Origin of the sequence: Bacillus sp. FSL K6-1560, assembly GCF_038592935.1 — a bacterium.
Classification (GTDB): Bacteria; Bacillota; Bacilli; order Bacillales; family Bacillaceae; genus Bacillus; species Bacillus subtilis.
In genome coordinates this window covers 3287857-3305814 of the sequence record NZ_CP151946.1, presented here as the reverse complement: position 1 = coordinate 3305814, position 17958 = coordinate 3287857, and the positions used below count along the sequence as shown (strand labels likewise).

Below are 17958 nucleotides of genomic sequence, written 5' to 3'. Positions count from 1 at the left end.
AAATCATACAGTATACACAATCTTTTTCTTGTAAAATAAAGGAGAAGAGTGAATAGAAGGGAGAACATTCATGACATCAGTCAATCTAAGCTACCCAATAGGAGAATACAAGCCGAGGGAATCCATATCGAAGGAGCAAAAAGATAAATGGATTCAAGTACTTGAAGAAGTGCCGGCAAAATTGAAGCAAGCTGTAGAGGGCATGACGGACAGCCAGATTGACACACCGTACCGGGACGGTGGACGGACCGTTCGGCAAGTTGTTCATCATCTGGCTGACAGTCATATGAACAGCTATATTCGTTTTAAATTGAGCTTGACGGAAGAGACACCGGCTATCCGTCCGTATGATGAAAAAGCATGGTCGGAGCTAAAAGACTCGAAAACGGCAGATCCGAGCGGCTCACTTTCGCTTTTGCAGGAGCTTCACGGAAGATGGAAGGCTCTGCTCCGCACTCTGACGGATCAGCAATTTAAGCGCGGATTTTATCACCCTGATACAAAGGAGATCATTACCCTGGAGAACGCGCTCGGCCTGTATGTCTGGCACTCACATCACCATATCGCTCATATTACGGAGCTTTCCAGACGAATGGGGTGGTCTTAACGCTTTTGCCGGCGGAAAGCCGGAATACTGATAGCAGCAATCACCAGAAGTGAGATCACAGCAGCCGCTGCATATAAATGATCATAGCCGCTGGCGACACTCGCATGAATGGCGTCGCTTATCGCGGTTTTGACTTCAGGAACGGGAATGCGTTCGATTTGTTCTTGTAAAGAAGAAACATCAGAACTGTCGATCTCCGGCATCATCTGCATCGCCTTTTCTGAATATCCGCTGTCCGATAAGCGGCTGTTGATCTCATCACCTATTTGGTCAAACCCGGCTGTGATAAAACCTGCATAAAGAGTAGGCGCCAAGGTCAGTCCAATTTGTCTTACTAATGAAAGCGTGCCAAGAGCTGTACCCTTATTTGTTTTTGCCGCTTCTGATACAAGGACGTTCAGCGGAGCGCCTAACAGAAAGCCAAAACCGATCCCAGCTGCCACACTTGCGATCACAAACTCCCATTTTTCCGTCACCCAGAGCGGAAATAAAGCAAACCCCGCACATGAGATGATTCCCGAAAGAATAACGGTTTTTACAGGACCTTTTTTGTCGGTAAGCGCTCCGCCAAGCCAAGCGCCGATTCCGGAAGCCAACGCAAGCGGTGTCATCCAATAGCCTGCTTTTGCGGCAGGGACACCCAAATACTGTTCGACATATGACGGGATAAAAATGACTGCCGCCAAGAGCCCCCCGGATAACAAACCGATGATAAGCGTGCGCTGAAACATATGGTTTCGCAGCAGAGAATACGCCAAAATGGGATCGCCTCCTCGCATTTCAACTCTCTTTTCATACGAGATAAGCGCTGCAAAACAGAGTATGCCAAAAATAATACATCCATAAATCTTCGGATTCCCCAAGCTGTGTAAGAGATTTGCCCCGTCAAGGTTCGTCATGCCGTACATCACGGCTAAAATCGACAGGGACAGAAGGAAGATTCCGGACGCATCGAGGCGCTTAGCTTCAGGTGCTTTTGTTTCCGCGATAAAGTATGCGCCGAAAACAACCAATAGCACGGCAATCGGCAAATTAATCAAAAATAGCCAATGCCAAGACCCGGTCCAATCAAGCAGAAAGCTTCCGATATTTGGCCCGAGCACAGCGGCCATCCCGTTCATTGCGCCAAGCAGCCCAAGGGCCTTCCCCTGTTTTTCCTTTGGGAGAGTCGCGAGAATGTGAGAGCTGCCGATGATGAAAATCCCGCCGCCTCCAAGCGCCTGAATCAGCCGCGATATCAGAAAGAGCGGGAAGCTTTGGCTCAAAGCAACAAGCAAAGAACCAAGTCCGAACAGGCAAACCTCAATGAGAAAGAGTTTTTTTCTGCCGTAGCGGTCGGAAAGCTTTCCGACGATTGGCACACTGACGCTAAGACCAAGCGTATAAAGGGTAATGCCCCATGATCCCCAGGAAGGAGAAACGGAAAACGACTCGTTTATCGTTGTTAAGGCAGCTGAAATAATTCCGTTATCTAGCGCAGCCATAAATACACCAATCGTAAACAGGCTGATCGCCCACTTTTGGCCTTTCTGCTCTGTTAATGATTCAGACATATTCATCAACCCCTTTTTTTATTCATTCAAAGTATATTATTCATTTTAAATGAACTAAATGTCAAATAAAAAAAGCCTGCTCCCGCAGTTTGCGGATGACAGACTTTACAGATTTATTCTTTTTTCGCTTTCTCTAATGCTCTTGAAAGGATAGACAGCCCTTCGGAAACAGCCTGCTTTTCTTCAGGGGACAGCAGCTCTAATGAACGCTTCAATTTCAGGTGGCCTTTTTCATACAAACCCCGGAAAATCTTTTTCGCATTCTCTGTCAACTGAACAACTACAGAGCGGCGGTCCTCTTCAGAATGTGAGCGTTTGACAAATCCTGATTTTTCAAGCCGGTCAAGCAGCCCAGTTGTATTGGACAGGGAAGCCCCCATTTTTTCAGCAATGTCGCTCACTTTCAATGTTCCATGGTTGTTTAATAGCATCAGCACCTTCATTTGCGGCATGCTCATATCCAACTTCATCCACTCGGACACATCACCGAGCCCGGCGGACGTTAAGACTTTCATATAGAGCACCCATATTTCCCGTTCCTCCGATGAAAGAATGTTTTCGTTTAATACTGTTGTATCGTGTAAATTATATTCCATTTCATCACTTCCTCATCATTCACTCCTCTTACCATATTACTCGATTTTCACTCCTGAAAGAAAGTGAGCAGAAACCGCATGCGGGACTTTGTCCGAAAAATAACGGTAGTGTATAATGAGTTGGAGATTATTGGGGGAGAGGATCGAACTAGAATATGATTGGAGAGACCATTGCTGATTAAAAAGAATGCTTTATCAATATTAAAAATCGTTTTTCCTATTGCTGTTTTGCTATTTGTTATTTATCAATCGAAAAAAGAACTGACAAATCTGTCATTCAAACGTACGCTCATGGTCATCAACGGACTGGAACGAACTGACTTATTCATGCTTGTGTTGATCGGCTTGCTGGCTGTTGCGGCCATGTCGCTGTATGATTACGTCCTGAAATACTCACTTCGCCTATCGATCACAAACGGAAAAGTATTCAGGGTTTCCTGGATCGCCAATTCATTTAATAATGTGCTGGGCTTCGGCGGTTTAGCCGGCGTCGGGTTAAGAATGATGTTATATAAGGAGCATACGAAAGACCATAAGGCACTCGTGAAAGGAATCGCCTGGCTCACATCATCTATGCTGCTCGGATTATCTGTTTTCAGCATTTTCGTTGCTGCGAGAGTGCTGCCAGTGGATGAAGTGATTCATGAAAAGCCTTGGCTATGGGCGGTCGTTATCGGTTTTGCGCTGATATTGCCGCTATCTTTGGCGGTGTCCAAAATAAAAGACCGCAAAGCTGGGGACGAAGAGAATGCGGATAAAGTGAAAAATCCGATTTTCGCATATATTGGAGCTTCAGTTGTTGAATGGCTCATGGCCGGGACCGTCATCTATTTTGCTTTGTTCGCTATGGGCATTCATGCAGATATCAGGTATGTGTTCGGGGTGTTCGTCATTGCGGCGATCGGAGGAATGATCAGCCTCGTGCCGGGCGGCTTCGGCTCGTTTGACCTTTTATTTTTGCTGGGGATGGAGCAGCTTGGCTATCATCAGGAGGCCATCGTTACTTCTATTGTGTTGTACAGGCTCGCCTACTCATTTATCCCATTTATCTTGGGACTGTTCTTTGCCGCCGGCGACCTGACGGAAAATACAATGAAGCGGCTCGAAACGAACCCGCGCATCGCACCGGCAATTGAGACGACAAACGTTCTGCTTGTTGTTCAGCGTGCGGTATTAGTGAGAATTTTGCAAGGCTCGCTTTCCCTTATTGTGTTCGTAGCAGGTCTGATTGTCTTGGCCTCTGTTTCCTTGCCGATTGACAGGCTGACGGTTATACCGCACATTCCGCGCCCGGCGCTTTTGCTGTTCAACGGCCTGTCCTTAAGCTCAGCGCTCATTCTGCTAATTTTGCCGATCGAGCTTTATAAACGGACAAAACGTTCCTATACGATGGCCATTACAGCGCTTGTTGGCGGCTTTGTGTTCAGCTTTTTAAAAGGGCTTAACATCAGCGCGATATTCGTACTGCCGATGATTATCGTATTGCTTGTGCTATTGAAAAAACAATTTGTCCGCGAACAGGCATCCTATACACTGGGACAATTGATATTCGCTGTGGCGCTGTTTACTGTGGCGCTCTTTAACTACAATCTGATCGCGGGCTTTATTTGGGACCGGATGAAGAAGGTGCTGCGTCACGAATATTTCGTCCACAGCACCTCGCATATTACACATGCAACCATCATGGCGATCATTATTGTGCCGCTGTTCTTCTTGATATTTACAGTGGTCTATCATAAGAGAACGAAACCGATCGGAGAGAAAGCTGACCCTGAGCGTCTTGCTGCGTTTCTCAATGAAAAAGGCGGCAACGCGCTGAGCCATCTTGGTTTTCTTGGAGATAAGCGGTTTTATTTTTCCAGTGATGGGAATGCACTGCTTCTATTCGGGAAAATCGCCAGAAGGCTGGTCGTGCTCGGCGATCCGTCTGGCCAAAGAGAATCATTCCCGCTCGTGCTGGAAGAATTTCTGAACGAAGCGCATCAGAAGGGATTCAGTGTTTTGTTCTATCAAATTGAACGAGAGGACATGGCGCTGTATCACGATTTTGGCTACAACTTCTTTAAACTTGGCGAGGAAGCATATGTAGATTTAAATACATTCACCTTGACTGGGAAGAAAAAAGCTGGCCTTCGGGCAATCAATAACCGCTTTGAGCGGGAGGAGTATACTTTCCATGTGGATCATCCCCCATTTTCTGATGCGTTTTTGGAGGAGTTGAAGCAAATCTCAGACGAATGGCTCGGCTCGAAAAAGGAGAAGGGATTCTCGCTCGGATTTTTTGATCCTTCCTATTTACAGAAAGCGCCGATCGCCTATATGAAAAATGCAGAGGGAGAGATCGTTGCATTCGCAAATGTCATGCCGATGTACCAGGAGGGAGAGATATCGGTTGACCTAATGCGCTATCGCGGCGACGCTCCAAATGGCATTATGGACGCATTGTTTATCCGTATGTTTTTATGGGCAAAGGAAGAGGGCTGCACGTCATTTAATATGGGGATGGCACCCTTGGCTAATGTCGGCACTGCCTTTACATCCTTCTGGTCCGAAAGGTTTGCCGCTGTCATTTTTAATAATGTCAGATACATGTACAGCTTCAGCGGCCTAAGAGCCTTTAAAGAAAAATACAAACCGGAGTGGCGAGGGAAATACTTAGCGTATCGGAAAAACAGATCTCTTTCTGTTACCATGTTCCTCGTTACACGTCTGATTGGCAAAAGCAAAAAAGACTCCGTCTAATAAGACGGAGTCTTTTTTTTATTTCGTTTTTAAGAAGTAGGTTTCAATATCATCAAGCAGGTAGTTTGCGGCTTTAATTCCGCCTGCGGTTGTCCATACGACGTCATCGACTTCATGCGCATTACCTGATTTCACGGCCTTTAGGTTTTTCCATAGTGAACTGCTTGTCCACTGATTGGCCCATTTTTCATTTTCCTTTGCATTATCGGCTTTATAAGTGAAATAAAACAGCACATCAGCATCCATATCAGGAATAGATTCTTTACTGTCAGTTGAGAACGTAAATTGGTCCTTTTGTTTCTTGAACAGTTCTACTTGTTTTTCAGGGCGTTTGAAGCCAAGCTGGTCTAAAATAATCCCTGAGAATGAATCGGTATAATAGATTCTTGATTCACCGGATAAAAAGCGTACGACTGAAACGGTTTTGTTTGTCTGGTCGCCCAGCTTGTTTTTTAAATCAGAAACACGTTTATCAAAAGCGGCAATGACTTCCTTGCCTTTGTCCGCCTTATTCACCGCGTTGGCGTATAGAGTCAGGTTATCCTTCCAGTTCCCGGCCAAAGATTCAGCAAAAACAGTCGGCGCAATCGCATTTAACTGATCATAAATTTTTTCCTGGCGCACTTTGTTTCCAATAATCAAATCAGGCTTTAATTCTGCGATGGCTTCCACATTCGGTTCCGTTTCAAGACCGACGTTTTTAACACCTTTCATGTCATCTTTCAGATAGTCATACCACGGGTCGCCCTTCCATGACTTTACGGCTCCGACCGGCTTAATGCCAAGCGCTAAGAGCGCCTCTGTTCCTTCATTAGTTAAAACAACAATCCGTTTTGGATTGGCGGGGATGTTGTCTGATGTCCCCATTGCATGTTTGACCGTTCTTGTTTTGCTGCTTGACCCCTCGCTGTTGCTTGAACTTTCTGAACTATTACAGGCAGAAAGTACCATAACGGCCATTAAAAATACGAATAGCATGCTGATATGCTTTTTCATCTTTTTCCTCCCAATATTGAAATTCATTATCATTTAGATCATAATAAGCAGTGTTAAGAGTGTCAATCCCTAATTGAGGATTATTCTCAAAAACAAACATTACATAGTAAATAACTAGGAGAATTAGATCATGATCTGCAAAAAGGCATCTTCAAAATGGATTGTGTTAGTATGTCTGATTTTCATTTTATTGGCGGCTGTCTGCGCAAGCGTCGTGTATGGCTATACAGGTACGTCATGGAGACAGGTCTATCAGGCGTTTACTTCCTTCAATGGAACAAATGAGCATGTCATCATCAAGGATGTCAGGCTTCCGCGCGCTTTGGTTGCGACAGTCGTCGGCGCCTCGCTTGCAGCCGCGGGTGCTCTCATGCAGGCGCTCACAAAAAATCCGCTTGCGTCACCGGGGATTTTCGGGATTAACGCCGGTGCAGGTTTTTTTATTGTTGCCGGATCGTTTTTTCTGCATATTCAGTCACCTCAGGCATTAGTATGGAGCTCGTTTCTGGGGGCAGCATTTACCGCCGCGATCGTCTATGCAGCAGGCTCGCTTGGGAGGGAAGGGCTGACGCCAATCAAACTGACGCTGGCGGGAGCTGCCATGGCAGCCATGTTTTCTTCTCTGACACAGGGCTTGCTGTCTGTCAACGAACTCGAGCTTGCCCAGGTGCTTTTTTGGCTGACTGGCTCTGTGCAGGGCCGGAGTCTGGATCTGTTGATGACGATGTTTCCATATGCAGCGGCAGCGCTGGTAATCTGCTTCTTTCTCGGCCAAAAAATTAATCTCCTCGTTATGGGAGAAGATGTGGCAAAAGGACTCGGCCAAAAAACAGGCCTGTTAAAATTTGTGATGGCGCTTTGTGTTGTCATGCTTGCAGGGTCCGCTGTCGCCATTGCCGGGCCGATTTCTTTTATCGGCATCATTATTCCGCATTCTGCCCGCTTTGTCGTTGGTAATGATTATCGCTGGGTTCTGCCATTTTCCGCTGTTTTGGGTGCCATTTTGCTTGTTTGCGCGGATATCGGTGCGCGATATATCATTATGCCTCAGGAAGTTCCTGTCGGGGTCATGACCGCCATCATCGGAATGCCTGTGTTTGTGTACATCGCAAGAAGGGGGGCGAAGCTATGAAACTTCGTTTTGGCGTTACTGCGGCTGAAAAGAAAGCATGGATCGTCTTTTTGGTTTTACTGGGGGTAACAGCTGCTGTACTCATCATAAGCGCTGGTCTCGGACAAAGGTTTATTCCTCCCTGGGATGTAGCAAAAACATTCTTTGGTGCAGGTTCCAAGCTGGATGAACTGATGATCATGTCGTTCCGCATGCCAAGAATTTTGACGGCTTTATGCGCCGGTGTCTGCTTGGCAGCGGCAGGCGCGATATTGCAGGGGCTTGTCAGAAACCCTCTCGCATCTCCGGATATTATCGGAATAACAGGAGGAGCGGCGGTAGCGGTCGTGCTTTTAATGATGTTCTTCTCAGACCGCAGCAGTTCACTTACGATCAGTCTGTCATGGCTTCCAGCAGCCGCATTTATCGGCGCATCGGCTGTCGGGCTCATCGTCTATTTACTGGCATACAAAAATGGCGCCTCCACATTTCGGCTGGTGCTTATCGGAATCGGATTTTCAATGTCGGCGCAGGCGATGACTACCCTGTTGATGATCAAAGGCCCGATTTACCGGGCATCACAAGCCAATGTATATATCACTGGGTCAGTTTATGGGGCAAACTGGCAGCATGTAAAAATAGCTATTATCTTATCTGTCATTCTCTTATTCATTTGTTTTGTCGCGCTAAAAAATATGAATATACAGGTGCTGGGTGAAGATATTGCGGCGGGTGCAGGAAGCGCTGTGCAGCGAAATCGTTTTTTCTTGCTACTTTTGAGTACGGCTCTTACTGGTTGTGCAGTTTCAGTTGCCGGCACAATCGGTTTTGTCGGGCTGATGGCGCCCCATATTGCAAGACGGCTTGTCGGCTCATCTTATGGCGCGCTGCTCCCAGCGTCGGCACTTATTGGAGCTCTGCTCGTTTTAACAGCTGATATCGTCGGCAGAACCTTATTTGCTCCGGTGGAAGTGCCGGCCGGCGTCTTTACAGCGGCTATCGGCGCACCTTATTTTATTTATTTGCTCTATAAAACAAGAAATTCTTGATCGTTACACCCATTTTCTTAAAAAAGAAAATGGGTTTTTTTGATAATGACTGAAGATTCGTAATTATTTTTGCTATACTGACAGAGACATTGATAAAGAAAGGGCGGCAGATGAATGAAAGAAGCAGAGGTATTAAAATATGAAGCATTTACAAGCAGTCCCGGCAAAGGAAACCCCGCAGGCGTCGTTTTGCGGGGAGACGTTTATACGGAAGACGAGATGCAGATCATAGCTGAGCGTGCCGGGTATTCAGAAACCTCCTTTATCCGAAAAAGCGAGTCGGCCGATCTTGAACTCCGTTACTTTACACCTGGACACGAAATGAATTTGTGCGGTCATGCGACAGTTGCGTCTCTTTACGCATTATGTGAGAAAGGAATGCTGGAGAGCGGTAAAACGTACAGCATCCAAACGAAAGCGGGTATCCTGCCTGTGAAGATTTCTGAAAAAGATGGCCGTATTCATATCACGCTTGAACAGGCCTCTCCGCAATTCAAACCATTTACAGGCGATCGGAGAAAACTTGCGGACGCACTGGGTATCACCGAAGAGGATTTTCATGAAGACCTTCCGATTGTGTTTGGCAGCACTGGCATATGGACAGCCATCGTTCCGCTTAAATCATTGGAGGCTTCCAAAAAAATGGTGCCAGATAACAAACAATTTCCGGAAGTGCTAATTGATCTGCCAAAAGCTTCAGTCCATCCGTTTACCTTTGAAACCGTTCATCCCGACAGCGACCTGCACGGACGCCACTTTTCATCCCCGTATTCGGGAACGATTGAAGACCCCGTGACCGGCACAGCATCCGGCGTGATGGGGGCTTATATGAAACATTATGGCAATGCCGAGCAGCATAAATTTATCATTGAACAAGGGCAGGAAATTGGAAAAGACGGAAAAGTGGAGATCGAAATGAACGAAGCCGGCGGCCATGTGAAAGTGAACATGACAGGAACAGCCGTTTACTCAGAAACCCGTATTCTTAAAATCTAATACGGATGATGGTTTACAAAAAGATGCACTTTCCGTTATCATTATGAAATGATAATCATTTTCAATTGCATAGGAAGGTGAGACGGTATGCCTCAAACCGAACAAATACATCAGCATTCAGTACTGCGGGACATCATACGCAGCAGAAGATCAATTCGAAAGTTTAAACAAGAGCCAGTACCTTCAGCAGTCATTCTTGACATGCTTGAAACGGCAAAATATGCGCCAAATCACAGAGTGACAGAGCCATGGAGATTTATTTACGTTTCCAGTGAGACAGGTAAAGCGAACCTCATCAATACATTTGCAGCGTTCTCTATGAAATCCAAGCCGGATATGACAGAGGAAAAGCTTCAAAATTTCAAAAACACACTTGGGCGCGTTCCGGGATTTCTCCTCGTCGTGTTTCAGGAAGATGAAAACGAAAGAGCGCGGGACGACGATTTTGCGGCAACAAGCTCGTTGATTCAAAATCTTCAGCTTCTTGCTTGGGAAAAAGGAATCGGCATGGTTTGGAAAAGCGGAAAAATCCTTTATGACAAAGAAGTCCATCAGGCCTTTGGTTTGCATGATAATGAGCGTTTCGCCGCCATCATACAAACAGGTTATCCTGACGAGGCGCCGGAAGTGAAAAAACGCACACCGATCCGCGACCGGTTCACTGAAATGTAAAAAACCCCTTGTCTCAAACGGAGACAAGGGGTTTTTCATTAACGAGATTTCTTTTTCGCTCTGTTGTCGGCTGCTTTCGCACGCTCTTGCGCTTCGCGGTCATCTGCATCAGCAAGCTCGGTTGAATATTCTTCGTAAACGCCGTCAGTTTCCCTTTTTAATGCATCGGGAACTTGTGGAAGCTTTTGTTTGTTTTTATCACGGTTTTTGTGGATATGATTTCTGCCCATATCAAATTCCCCCTAAAAAGTGATATCAAACAAAGATAGTATTTGGTTTTAAGGGGCTATGTATTCCTACTTCCGCTTAGCAGCTTTTTCCGCTTTTTTAAATTCGCCTGAATAAAGAACTTCCTGCATTTTTTTCAGGTTGGCGCCTTGCTGGTGCTTCTCCCTCTTTTTTTCCATAAAAGGACCTCCTTCAACCATGTTATTCTTAAGTTTGACGCTTCCTGCTGTTTTTATACAGTCTTTCGGTCCGCTATCAGCTGTGAGAGTGCAAATTCAAGATCCGAATATGTAAAACGAAATCCAGAGGTTATCGCTTTTTTAGGAAGAGCGCGCTGTCCTTTCACAATCAAAAGACTCATTTCACCCAATGCTTTTGATAAAAAGAATTCCGGGACGGGGAGCCAGTGCGGGCGGTGCTTCACCCGTGCAATCGCTTTTCCGAATTGCTTCATGTCCACAGGATTGGGTGCGGTGACATTCATTGGGCCTGAGATGCCGGCGTTTTCCACCGCATATCGGATCATCTGGGCCGCATCCTCGACATGAATCCATGACAGCCACTGCCTTCCCGTTCCAATCGTTCCGCCGGCCAGAAACTTATAGGGGAGAACCAAAAGTGGTAAAGCGCCTTTTTCTCCAAGCATCACGCCAAATCTCGCATAAACTGTCCGGATACCCATCGCTTCAATATGCTGTCCTTCCTTTTCCCACAGGTGTGCAGTATGGCTGAGAAAATCCTCATCTGACGTTGCAGAATCCTCTGTGAAAGTTTTCTCAAGGCTTGTGCCGTAAATGCCCACGGCACTGGCTTGGATCAATGTCTTCGGCTTCTCCTTCTGTTTCTGAATAAGCCGCTGCACTTCACGCGTCGCATTGATACGGCTGGAGAGAATGTGCTGCTTCGTTTTTTCTGTCCAGCGGCCAAAAATCGATTTTCCCGCAAGGTTTATCCAGACATCAATATGAGGAAGTTCCTGCTCCGGGGCGGCTCCTTCCGTCAGCCATTGGACATATGTCATATTTTTTTGTTCAGTTTCCCTTGCGTTTCTTGATAAAATATAAACATGGTGTCCCTGGCGGGTAAGAACGCCTGTCAGATGCTGGCCGAGAAAACCGGTTCCGCCCGTCATTGCGATATTCATGAACATCTCTCCTCATCGTTCTAATAAATATACTTTACCTCATTGTAATAAAAGAAAACGCGTTTCAGGCCTGAGAAGGGAGATTAAGATGCCGTTTATTACAAAAATATCAACGCAAAAAAAGAATACGGAACGCTTCAATATTTTTCTGGATGATAAATACGCCTTCAGTGTGGACGCGGATGTGCTCGTGAAATTTGAGCTCAAGAAGGGAAAAGAACTCGATGATCTTGACATCATTGAGATTCAATACGGCGATGAAGTGAAGAAAGGCTTCAACCGTGCGCTTGACTTTTTATCCTATCGAATGCGGTCGACGAAAGAGGTCGAGGACCACTTAAAGAAAAAAGAAACCTCGCCCCCCGTCATTGCGGAAGTCATCCATAGGCTTAACGATTACAAGTACTTAAACGACCAGGAATTTGCCGCAGCCTATGTCAGCACTCACAAAAAAACAAACGGAAAAGGCCCTGATGTTTTGTTCAGAGAGCTAAGAGCGAAGGGAATTGATGACGATACAATTAAGGAGGCGCTAAGTTCCTTTTCCTTTGAAGATCAGACAAGAGAAGCGGTCAAGCATGTTGAAAAGCTTCTCAAAAAAGATAAAAAGCTTTCGACGAAAGAATTCAAACAGCGCGCCCAGCTGCAGCTTCAGCGCAAGGGCTTCTCATTTGATGTTATCAGCGCGGCGATGGATCAGATTGAATATGAAAATGATGAAGACACAGAGAAAGAAGCGCTGCGCCTTCACGCGGAAAAAGCGTTTAGAAAATACCGCTATGACGGCTCATATGAAAGCGCCATGAAGGTCAAACAATTTTTATTCCGCAAAGGATTCTCACTCGATTTAATCGAGCAATTACTGCAGGAAGAGGAGTACTGAAATGGAGAAACGATACAGTCAAATGACACCTCACGAACTCAATACCGAAATCGCATTACTTTCTGAAAAAGCAAGAAAAGCCGAACAGCATGGAATCATAAACGAACTGGCAGTGCTCGAACGGAAAATTACGATGGCAAAAGCATATTTGCTGAACCCGGAAGATTACTCACCGGGAGAAACATATCGTGTGGAAGACACTGAGGACGAGTTTACCATCAGTTATTTAAATGGCGTTTTCGCATGGGGATACAGGACCTCTTCCCCTCAACAAGAGGAAGCGCTGCCAATCTCAGTATTGCAAGAAAAAGAATAAAGCGTAACAGGAGGCTGATGATCAGCCTCTTTTTGTTTGCAGCACATTTACACGAATTCTTAAAGAAAAAATCATTGAATTCACTTGAAAAATCTTTTAAGATGAAACTCGTTGTTTTTTAAAATCAAAGGAGGCGATGACGTTGAGTATCAAAAACCCATCTGTAAAATTTATTATATTTGTTCTTATGATTTGTACATTTTCAATCGGCTATACAGAATACGCGGTGATGGGTATTTTGACGTCGATTGCCAATGACTTTCATATACAGGTTTCATCCGCAGGGCTTCTTGTCACGGCTTATGCGGCAAGCGTTTGTTTGACAGGACCGCTCGTCACCATCATTTCCGTCAAGCTTCCGAGAAAGCCTGTGCTTCTTGGGCTTATGGCGATATTTATCCTTTCAAACCTGATGAGCGCACTGGCGCCGAATTTTGCGGTATTGGCCATTTCAAGAATTTTATCTGCGTCCATTCACGGCGCTTTCTTCGCGATTGCCATGGTATTCGCAAGTGAAATGGTTCCGCCGGAAAAGCGTGCTGCAGCTGCTGCTTCAATGAACGGCGGACTGACAGTGGCTCTAATGCTTGGTGTTCCATTCGGCTCTTATCTCGGAGATGTCCTGAATTGGAGAGCGGTGTTTTCCATCATTACGGCACTTGGTGTCATCGGATTTTTAGGCCTTATGGCTGCCGTGCCGAACAGAAAACCAAAAGTGATCCCAATGCTTATGAATGAGTGGGGGGTTTTTAAACACAAACAAGTGCTGTTTTCCTTCGCGATTACCATTTTAGGCTATTCCGGTGTCTTTATCGCCTACACCTTTATCGAACCCATTTTAAGGCATTCAGCCGGATTCAGCACGGTTGGCATTACAGGTGCTCTCTTTGCGTATGGATTGGGAGGCGTTGCCGGGAATTTCTTTGCTGGAAAAGTACCGCTGCCTTTGCTGACTCGGACGATGATCGGCGTAATGATCGGTTTAATCGGTGTTCTGGCTGTATTTCCTTACATCGCCATTTACCCGGCTGCAGCCATTGTGGCAACGTTCCTATTCGGGGCATGCGCATTCGGCACGCCGCCTCTTCTGCAAACAAAGGTCATTTCCTCATCTGAGGGCGGCACAACCATTGCCGCAGCTGTCAGCGTATCAGCATTTAACCTTGCCAATGCCCTTGGTGCATGGATCGGCGGAATGATTTTAAACGGAACAGGCTCTTATTCCTGGCTGTTTGCAGGAGGTGCGCTTATGACCGCATGCGGACTTGTGCTTTCTACCTTCGCACACTTATCAGAAAAGAAAAGCGTCTACGAATATCAAGTCAATAAAGGGTAAAAACAGCTGCAGTGTATGCAGCTGTTCTTCTTTACCGTTTGCCTGAGGCTCTCATTCTTTCTTGAGGATGCTGATTGATAGATCCGTCAGCACGCTTTGAAGCATAGTCGTCCTTTGCTCTCGGTTCACCCTGAAATTTGTTTTCGTTTTCGTAAGGAAATCCTTTTTCTTTATTTCGGACCATGTCATATCCCCCTAGGTTCGAGATCAAAAAGTTGCGTCTTTCCAGATGAAGACGTAAGGTTAGTATATGGAGAACACCACGTAATAAAGCGTTATTTTTTTCCTGGAGAAAGGAGACTGCACACATGAATATGTACATTGAGAAACTGACTAATCTGCTTCTGGAAAAGAACGAGATGATCAGCTATATACAGGCAAAAACGTGGGTGGAATTGTTATGGAGCGATTTCGAAGCAACCTATGCAAAAGCCGGACACGCCTATCAAGGTGAAAAAATGACTGAAAAAATCGTCACACAATGGATTGAAAACTATGGCGGCCAGCTCCACCTTTTTCAAAGCTCCCGTAACGACGTGAATGATTACTTAAATCAAAGCAGAGGCCTTTTGCACTAAAAACCTGCCGTTAACGACCGGCAGGTTTTTTCATTTTCTTAAAATTACCTTAAAAGGAAGAAATCATAAACAAAACATGTTTCACCAGCCTGTCAATCAGGGAATACCACTTATATCTTGTCAAAATGCGAGGAGGAGCTTTATATGAAAAAGAAACAAGTAATGCTCGCTTTAACAGCTGCCGCAGGACTGGGTTTGACAGCACTTCATTCCGCTCCCGCAGCAAAAGCTGCGCCCCTTCACGACATATCTGTCAGCATGCCATCATCCGATTCTTACATCATAAAAGCAGGAAAGCTGAATGTCCGGACTGAGCCAAATCATAAAGGTGACATTCTCGGCACTGTATCATCAGAACAAAAGGTAAAAGTCGATAGGTTCATAAATGCCGATTGGGCTCAAATTCATTTCAAAGGAAAAAAAGCGTATATTTCAACTCACTTTTTAATGAAAACCGCAAGCCAAGCGAAAACAACGAAACAGACAGCCTTCTATACACCGACGCCCGAAAACGGAAAAGCTAAGCAGCTCTCATCTGGAACAGAGGTGACAATACTCGGGTGGGGATTTAGTGAAAACGGAGGATTTGACTTCACTTGGGCGTTCGTGGATTATGGCGGTGTAATAGGCTATATTCACACAAAGGATTTACAAATGCGATAAAAAGGCAGGCCGAGGCTTGTCTTTTTGCCTATGCATGAAACATTTCTTCTTTCTGCACGTAACAATGAGAAAGGAGATGATGATATGACGGGTTTAGTCGGCGGAGGGCTTATGATCATTGCGGGCATACTGATCAAACTGTTTCCTCCCAAATCGATCAACAGTGTGTATGGATACAGAACGAGACGCTCAATGTCAGATCAAAGATTATGGAATGAAGCGAACCGTTACAGTGCATCATTAATGATCCTGTCAGGCTTGGTGATTGCGGGAATGGGTTTGCTGCTGGGATCAAACTTGTTTATTCTTCAGCTTATTCTGCTGATTGCCGCCTGTGTCATAACATTTATGCTAACGGAGAAAAGGCTGAAAATCATGACGCACAGTCAAGGAGGAGATAGAAGTGGACGGAGTTAAATGCCAGTTTGTCAATACGAACGGAATCACGCTCCACGTTGCAGCCGCAGGACCGGAAGACGGCCCGTTAATTGTCCTGCTCCATGGATTTCCTGAGTTTTGGTACGGCTGGAAAAATCAAATCAAACCGCTTGTTGATGCGGGTTACCGGGTCATTGCTCCTGATCAGCGGGGCTACAATCTCAGTGACAAACCGGAAGGAATTGATTCGTATCGGATTGATACATTAAGAGATGATATCATCGGGCTTATTACGCAATTCACTGATGAAAAAGCAATTGTCATCGGGCATGACTGGGGAGGGGCTGTTGCATGGCATTTGGCCTCCACACGCCCGGAATATCTTGAAAAACTGATCGCGATCAATATCCCGCACCCGCACGTCATGAAAACCGTAACGCCGCTTTATCCGCCGCAATGGCTGAAAAGCTCGTATATCGCATACTTCCAGCTCCCCGATATACCGGAGGCATCACTAAGGGAAAATGATTATGAAACATTAGACAAAGCGATTGGATTATCCGACCGTCCCGCGCTTTTTACATCCGAGGATGTCAGCAGGTATAAAGAAGCGTGGAAGCAGCCGGGCGCACTGACAGCTATGCTGAACTGGTACAGAGCCCTCAGAAAAGGAAGCTTGGCAGAGAAACCCTCTTACGAAACAGTACCTTACCGAATGATCTGGGGAATGGAAGACCGCTTTTTGAGCAGGAAGCTTGCGAAAGAGACGGAAAGGCATTGCCCGAATGGACATCTCATCTTTGTTGATGAAGCTTCCCATTGGATTAACCACGAAAAGCCAGCCATCGTCAATCAGCTGATTTTGGAATATCTTAAGAACCAATAAGCTAAAATTTCTCTCCATCCGTCTGTCATAATGGCAGACTTTTTCTGTGCGTTTTTTTCATAGTCTGTTTTAAACATGACAAAATAACATTAAAAATCATGAATGTCACCATAAAATTGTAACAAAAAACAGGTTTAAACGACTTTAAAAAAAGGAATAGCCTTACTGAAGATTTGTGTAAAACTCCCCTAAGGCAATACTTAAAAAGAATAATAAAAAGAAGGTGCCTTAATGAAGCAAGGATTAATCTCGATTATTATCCCGTCTTACAATGAAGGGTATAATGTCAAACTCATTCATGAATCTTTAAAAAAGGAATTTAAAAACATTCATTATGACTATGAAATATTCTTCATAAACGACGGAAGTGTTGATGACACGCTTCAGCAGATCAAAGACTTGGCAGCGACGTGCAGCCGGGTAAAATATATATCTTTTTCTCGAAACTTTGGAAAAGAAGCCGCAATTTTGGCGGGCTTTGAGCATGTTCAGGGCGAGGCGGTTATTGTAATGGATGCCGATCTGCAGCATCCGACATATTTGCTGAAGGAATTTATCAAAGGCTACGAAGAAGGGTATGACCAAGTCATTGCCCAAAGGAACAGAAAAGGGGACAGCTTTGTCCGCTCACTCTTATCATCTATGTATTACAAGTTCATTAATAAAGCGGTGGAAGTCGATTTGCGTGACGGTGTCGGTGACTTCAGATTGTTAAGCCGCCAAGCTGTGAATGCACTTTTGAAGCTGAGCGAAGGAAACCGCTTCTCAAAAGGCCTTTTTTGCTGGATTGGCTTTGATCAGAAAATTGTATTTTATGAAAATGTCGAACGAAAAAACGGCACTTCCAAATGGTCGTTCAGCAGTCTGTTTAACTACGGAATGGACGGCGTCGTTTCATTTAATCATAAGCCGCTGAGATTATGTTTTTATACAGGCATTTTCATCCTGCTGCTTTCCATCATTTATATCATTGCCACATTCGTTAAAATTCTGACTAACGGTATTTCTGTGCCTGGGTATTTCACCATTATCTCAGCAGTGTTATTTCTCGGCGGAGTACAGCTGTTAAGCCTCGGAATTATAGGCGAATATATCGGCCGAATCTATTATGAAACAAAAAAACGCCCGCATTATTTGATCAAAGAAGCGAATATCCCGAACAAAGACCTGCCTGAAACGAACGAATTAAAAAGCATGCGGCGTCTGACAAAAATGCACTGAAAA

The 17958-nt window shown here is 45.2% G+C and carries 21 protein-coding genes; 14 read left to right on the top strand and 7 right to left on the bottom strand.

Annotated features, from left to right (window positions below):
- The first annotated feature begins 70 nt into the window (after nt 1–70).
- Nucleotides 71–607: a bacillithiol transferase BstA gene (gene bstA, locus NYE22_RS17745; protein ID WP_342412016.1), complete on the top strand. Its 537-nt coding sequence runs from the start codon at nt 71–73 to the stop codon at nt 605–607.
- Here the strand turns inward: bstA and NYE22_RS17740 are convergent.
- Nucleotides 604–2160 (bottom strand): MFS transporter, encoded by a 1557-nt coding sequence (locus NYE22_RS17740; RefSeq protein WP_182094233.1) that lies wholly within the window; start codon nt 2158–2160, stop codon nt 604–606. The two genes, bstA and NYE22_RS17740, sit on opposite strands and share 4 nt — an antisense overlap.
- Before the next feature lie 113 nt (nt 2161–2273).
- Complete coding sequence (locus NYE22_RS17735) at nt 2274–2756, bottom strand: MarR family transcriptional regulator (RefSeq protein ID WP_003233577.1); 483 nt, start codon at nt 2754–2756, stop codon at nt 2274–2276.
- Between the two features lie 171 nt (nt 2757–2927).
- Here NYE22_RS17735 and mprF point away from each other — a divergent pair, with 171 nt between their 5' ends.
- Nucleotides 2928–5498 carry a bifunctional lysylphosphatidylglycerol flippase/synthetase MprF gene (gene mprF, locus NYE22_RS17730; protein ID WP_070548722.1) on the top strand — a complete coding sequence of 857 codons (2571 nt, stop codon included), beginning with the start codon at nt 2928–2930 and terminating at the stop codon, nt 5496–5498.
- Between the two features lie 18 nt (nt 5499–5516).
- Here the strand turns inward: mprF and NYE22_RS17725 are convergent, their stop codons facing one another.
- The gene (locus tag NYE22_RS17725) at nt 5517–6494 is read right to left on the bottom strand and encodes an iron-siderophore ABC transporter substrate-binding protein (protein ID WP_070548723.1); all 978 of its coding nucleotides are present in this window, start codon (nt 6492–6494) and stop codon (nt 5517–5519) included.
- Between the two features lie 130 nt (nt 6495–6624).
- Between NYE22_RS17725 and NYE22_RS17720 the strand changes: the two genes are divergently transcribed.
- The 4 genes from NYE22_RS17720 (at nt 6625) to NYE22_RS17705 (ending at nt 10322) form a co-directional block, all read left to right on the top strand.
- Nucleotides 6625–7626 (top strand): iron ABC transporter permease, encoded by a 1002-nt coding sequence (locus tag NYE22_RS17720; RefSeq protein ID WP_070548724.1) that lies wholly within the window; start codon nt 6625–6627, stop codon nt 7624–7626.
- Nucleotides 7623–8654: an iron ABC transporter permease gene (locus NYE22_RS17715; protein WP_342412015.1), complete on the top strand. Its 1032-nt coding sequence runs from the start codon at nt 7623–7625 to the stop codon at nt 8652–8654. Before NYE22_RS17720 ends, NYE22_RS17715 begins: the two co-directional genes overlap by 4 nt.
- Before the next feature lie 114 nt (nt 8655–8768).
- The gene (locus NYE22_RS17710; protein ID WP_125121377.1) at nt 8769–9650 is read left to right on the top strand and encodes a PhzF family phenazine biosynthesis isomerase; all 882 of its coding nucleotides are present in this window, start codon (nt 8769–8771) and stop codon (nt 9648–9650) included.
- Between the two features lie 87 nt (nt 9651–9737).
- Nucleotides 9738–10322 (top strand): nitroreductase, encoded by a 585-nt coding sequence (locus NYE22_RS17705; protein ID WP_342412014.1) that lies wholly within the window; start codon nt 9738–9740, stop codon nt 10320–10322.
- 38 nt (nt 10323–10360) lie between these two features.
- Here NYE22_RS17705 and NYE22_RS17700 read toward each other — a convergent pair whose 3' ends face one another.
- The 3 genes from NYE22_RS17700 to NYE22_RS17690 form a co-directional block, all read right to left on the bottom strand.
- Nucleotides 10361–10552 carry a YfhD family protein gene (locus NYE22_RS17700; RefSeq protein ID WP_003233561.1) on the bottom strand — a complete coding sequence of 64 codons (192 nt, stop codon included), beginning with the start codon at nt 10550–10552 and terminating at the stop codon, nt 10361–10363.
- Nucleotides 10553–10618: 66 nt separating this feature from the next.
- Nucleotides 10619–10729 (bottom strand): YfhE family protein, encoded by a 111-nt coding sequence (locus NYE22_RS17695; RefSeq protein ID WP_003223230.1) that lies wholly within the window; start codon nt 10727–10729, stop codon nt 10619–10621.
- A 53-nt stretch (nt 10730–10782) separates the two neighbouring features.
- Entirely contained in the window at nt 10783–11694 is a 912-nt protein-coding gene (locus NYE22_RS17690) for a TIGR01777 family oxidoreductase (RefSeq protein WP_282627466.1), read from the bottom strand.
- A gap of 88 nt (nt 11695–11782) precedes the next feature.
- Between NYE22_RS17690 and recX the strand changes: the two genes are divergently transcribed.
- The 3 genes from recX (at nt 11783) to NYE22_RS17675 (ending at nt 14229) form a co-directional block, all read left to right on the top strand.
- Nucleotides 11783–12577: a recombination regulator RecX gene (gene recX / locus NYE22_RS17685; RefSeq protein ID WP_029726844.1), complete on the top strand. Its 795-nt coding sequence runs from the start codon at nt 11783–11785 to the stop codon at nt 12575–12577.
- Nucleotide 12578: 1 nt separating this feature from the next.
- A complete protein-coding gene (locus NYE22_RS17680) occupies nt 12579–12893 on the top strand; it encodes a YfhH family protein (RefSeq protein WP_049140592.1) in 315 nt (104 codons plus the stop codon).
- Nucleotides 12894–13035: 142 nt separating this feature from the next.
- A complete protein-coding gene (locus tag NYE22_RS17675) occupies nt 13036–14229 on the top strand; it encodes an MFS transporter (protein WP_003243500.1) in 1194 nt (397 codons plus the stop codon).
- 31 nt (nt 14230–14260) lie between these two features.
- Here NYE22_RS17675 and NYE22_RS17670 read toward each other — a convergent pair whose 3' ends face one another.
- Complete coding sequence (locus NYE22_RS17670) at nt 14261–14413, bottom strand: small, acid-soluble spore protein K (protein ID WP_003223241.1); 153 nt, start codon at nt 14411–14413, stop codon at nt 14261–14263.
- 124 nt (nt 14414–14537) lie between these two features.
- Between NYE22_RS17670 and NYE22_RS17665 the strand changes: the two genes are divergently transcribed.
- The 5 genes from NYE22_RS17665 (at nt 14538) to NYE22_RS17645 (ending at nt 17955) form a co-directional block, all read left to right on the top strand.
- Nucleotides 14538–14807 carry a YfhJ family protein gene (locus tag NYE22_RS17665; RefSeq protein WP_003243789.1) on the top strand — a complete coding sequence of 90 codons (270 nt, stop codon included), beginning with the start codon at nt 14538–14540 and terminating at the stop codon, nt 14805–14807.
- 144 nt (nt 14808–14951) lie between these two features.
- The gene (locus NYE22_RS17660) at nt 14952–15470 is read left to right on the top strand and encodes an SH3 domain-containing protein (protein WP_085187167.1); all 519 of its coding nucleotides are present in this window, start codon (nt 14952–14954) and stop codon (nt 15468–15470) included.
- An 84-nt stretch (nt 15471–15554) separates the two neighbouring features.
- Entirely contained in the window at nt 15555–15887 is a 333-nt protein-coding gene (spdL, locus tag NYE22_RS17655) for an SdpC immunity protein SpdL (protein WP_003242803.1), read from the top strand.
- Nucleotides 15874–16734: an epoxide hydrolase EphM gene (ephM, locus tag NYE22_RS17650; protein ID WP_014479220.1), complete on the top strand. Its 861-nt coding sequence runs from the start codon at nt 15874–15876 to the stop codon at nt 16732–16734. Before spdL ends, ephM begins: the two co-directional genes overlap by 14 nt.
- A 231-nt stretch (nt 16735–16965) precedes the next feature.
- The gene (locus tag NYE22_RS17645; protein ID WP_003244113.1) at nt 16966–17955 is read left to right on the top strand and encodes a glycosyltransferase family 2 protein; all 990 of its coding nucleotides are present in this window, start codon (nt 16966–16968) and stop codon (nt 17953–17955) included.
- Nucleotides 17956–17958 lie beyond the last annotated feature (3 nt).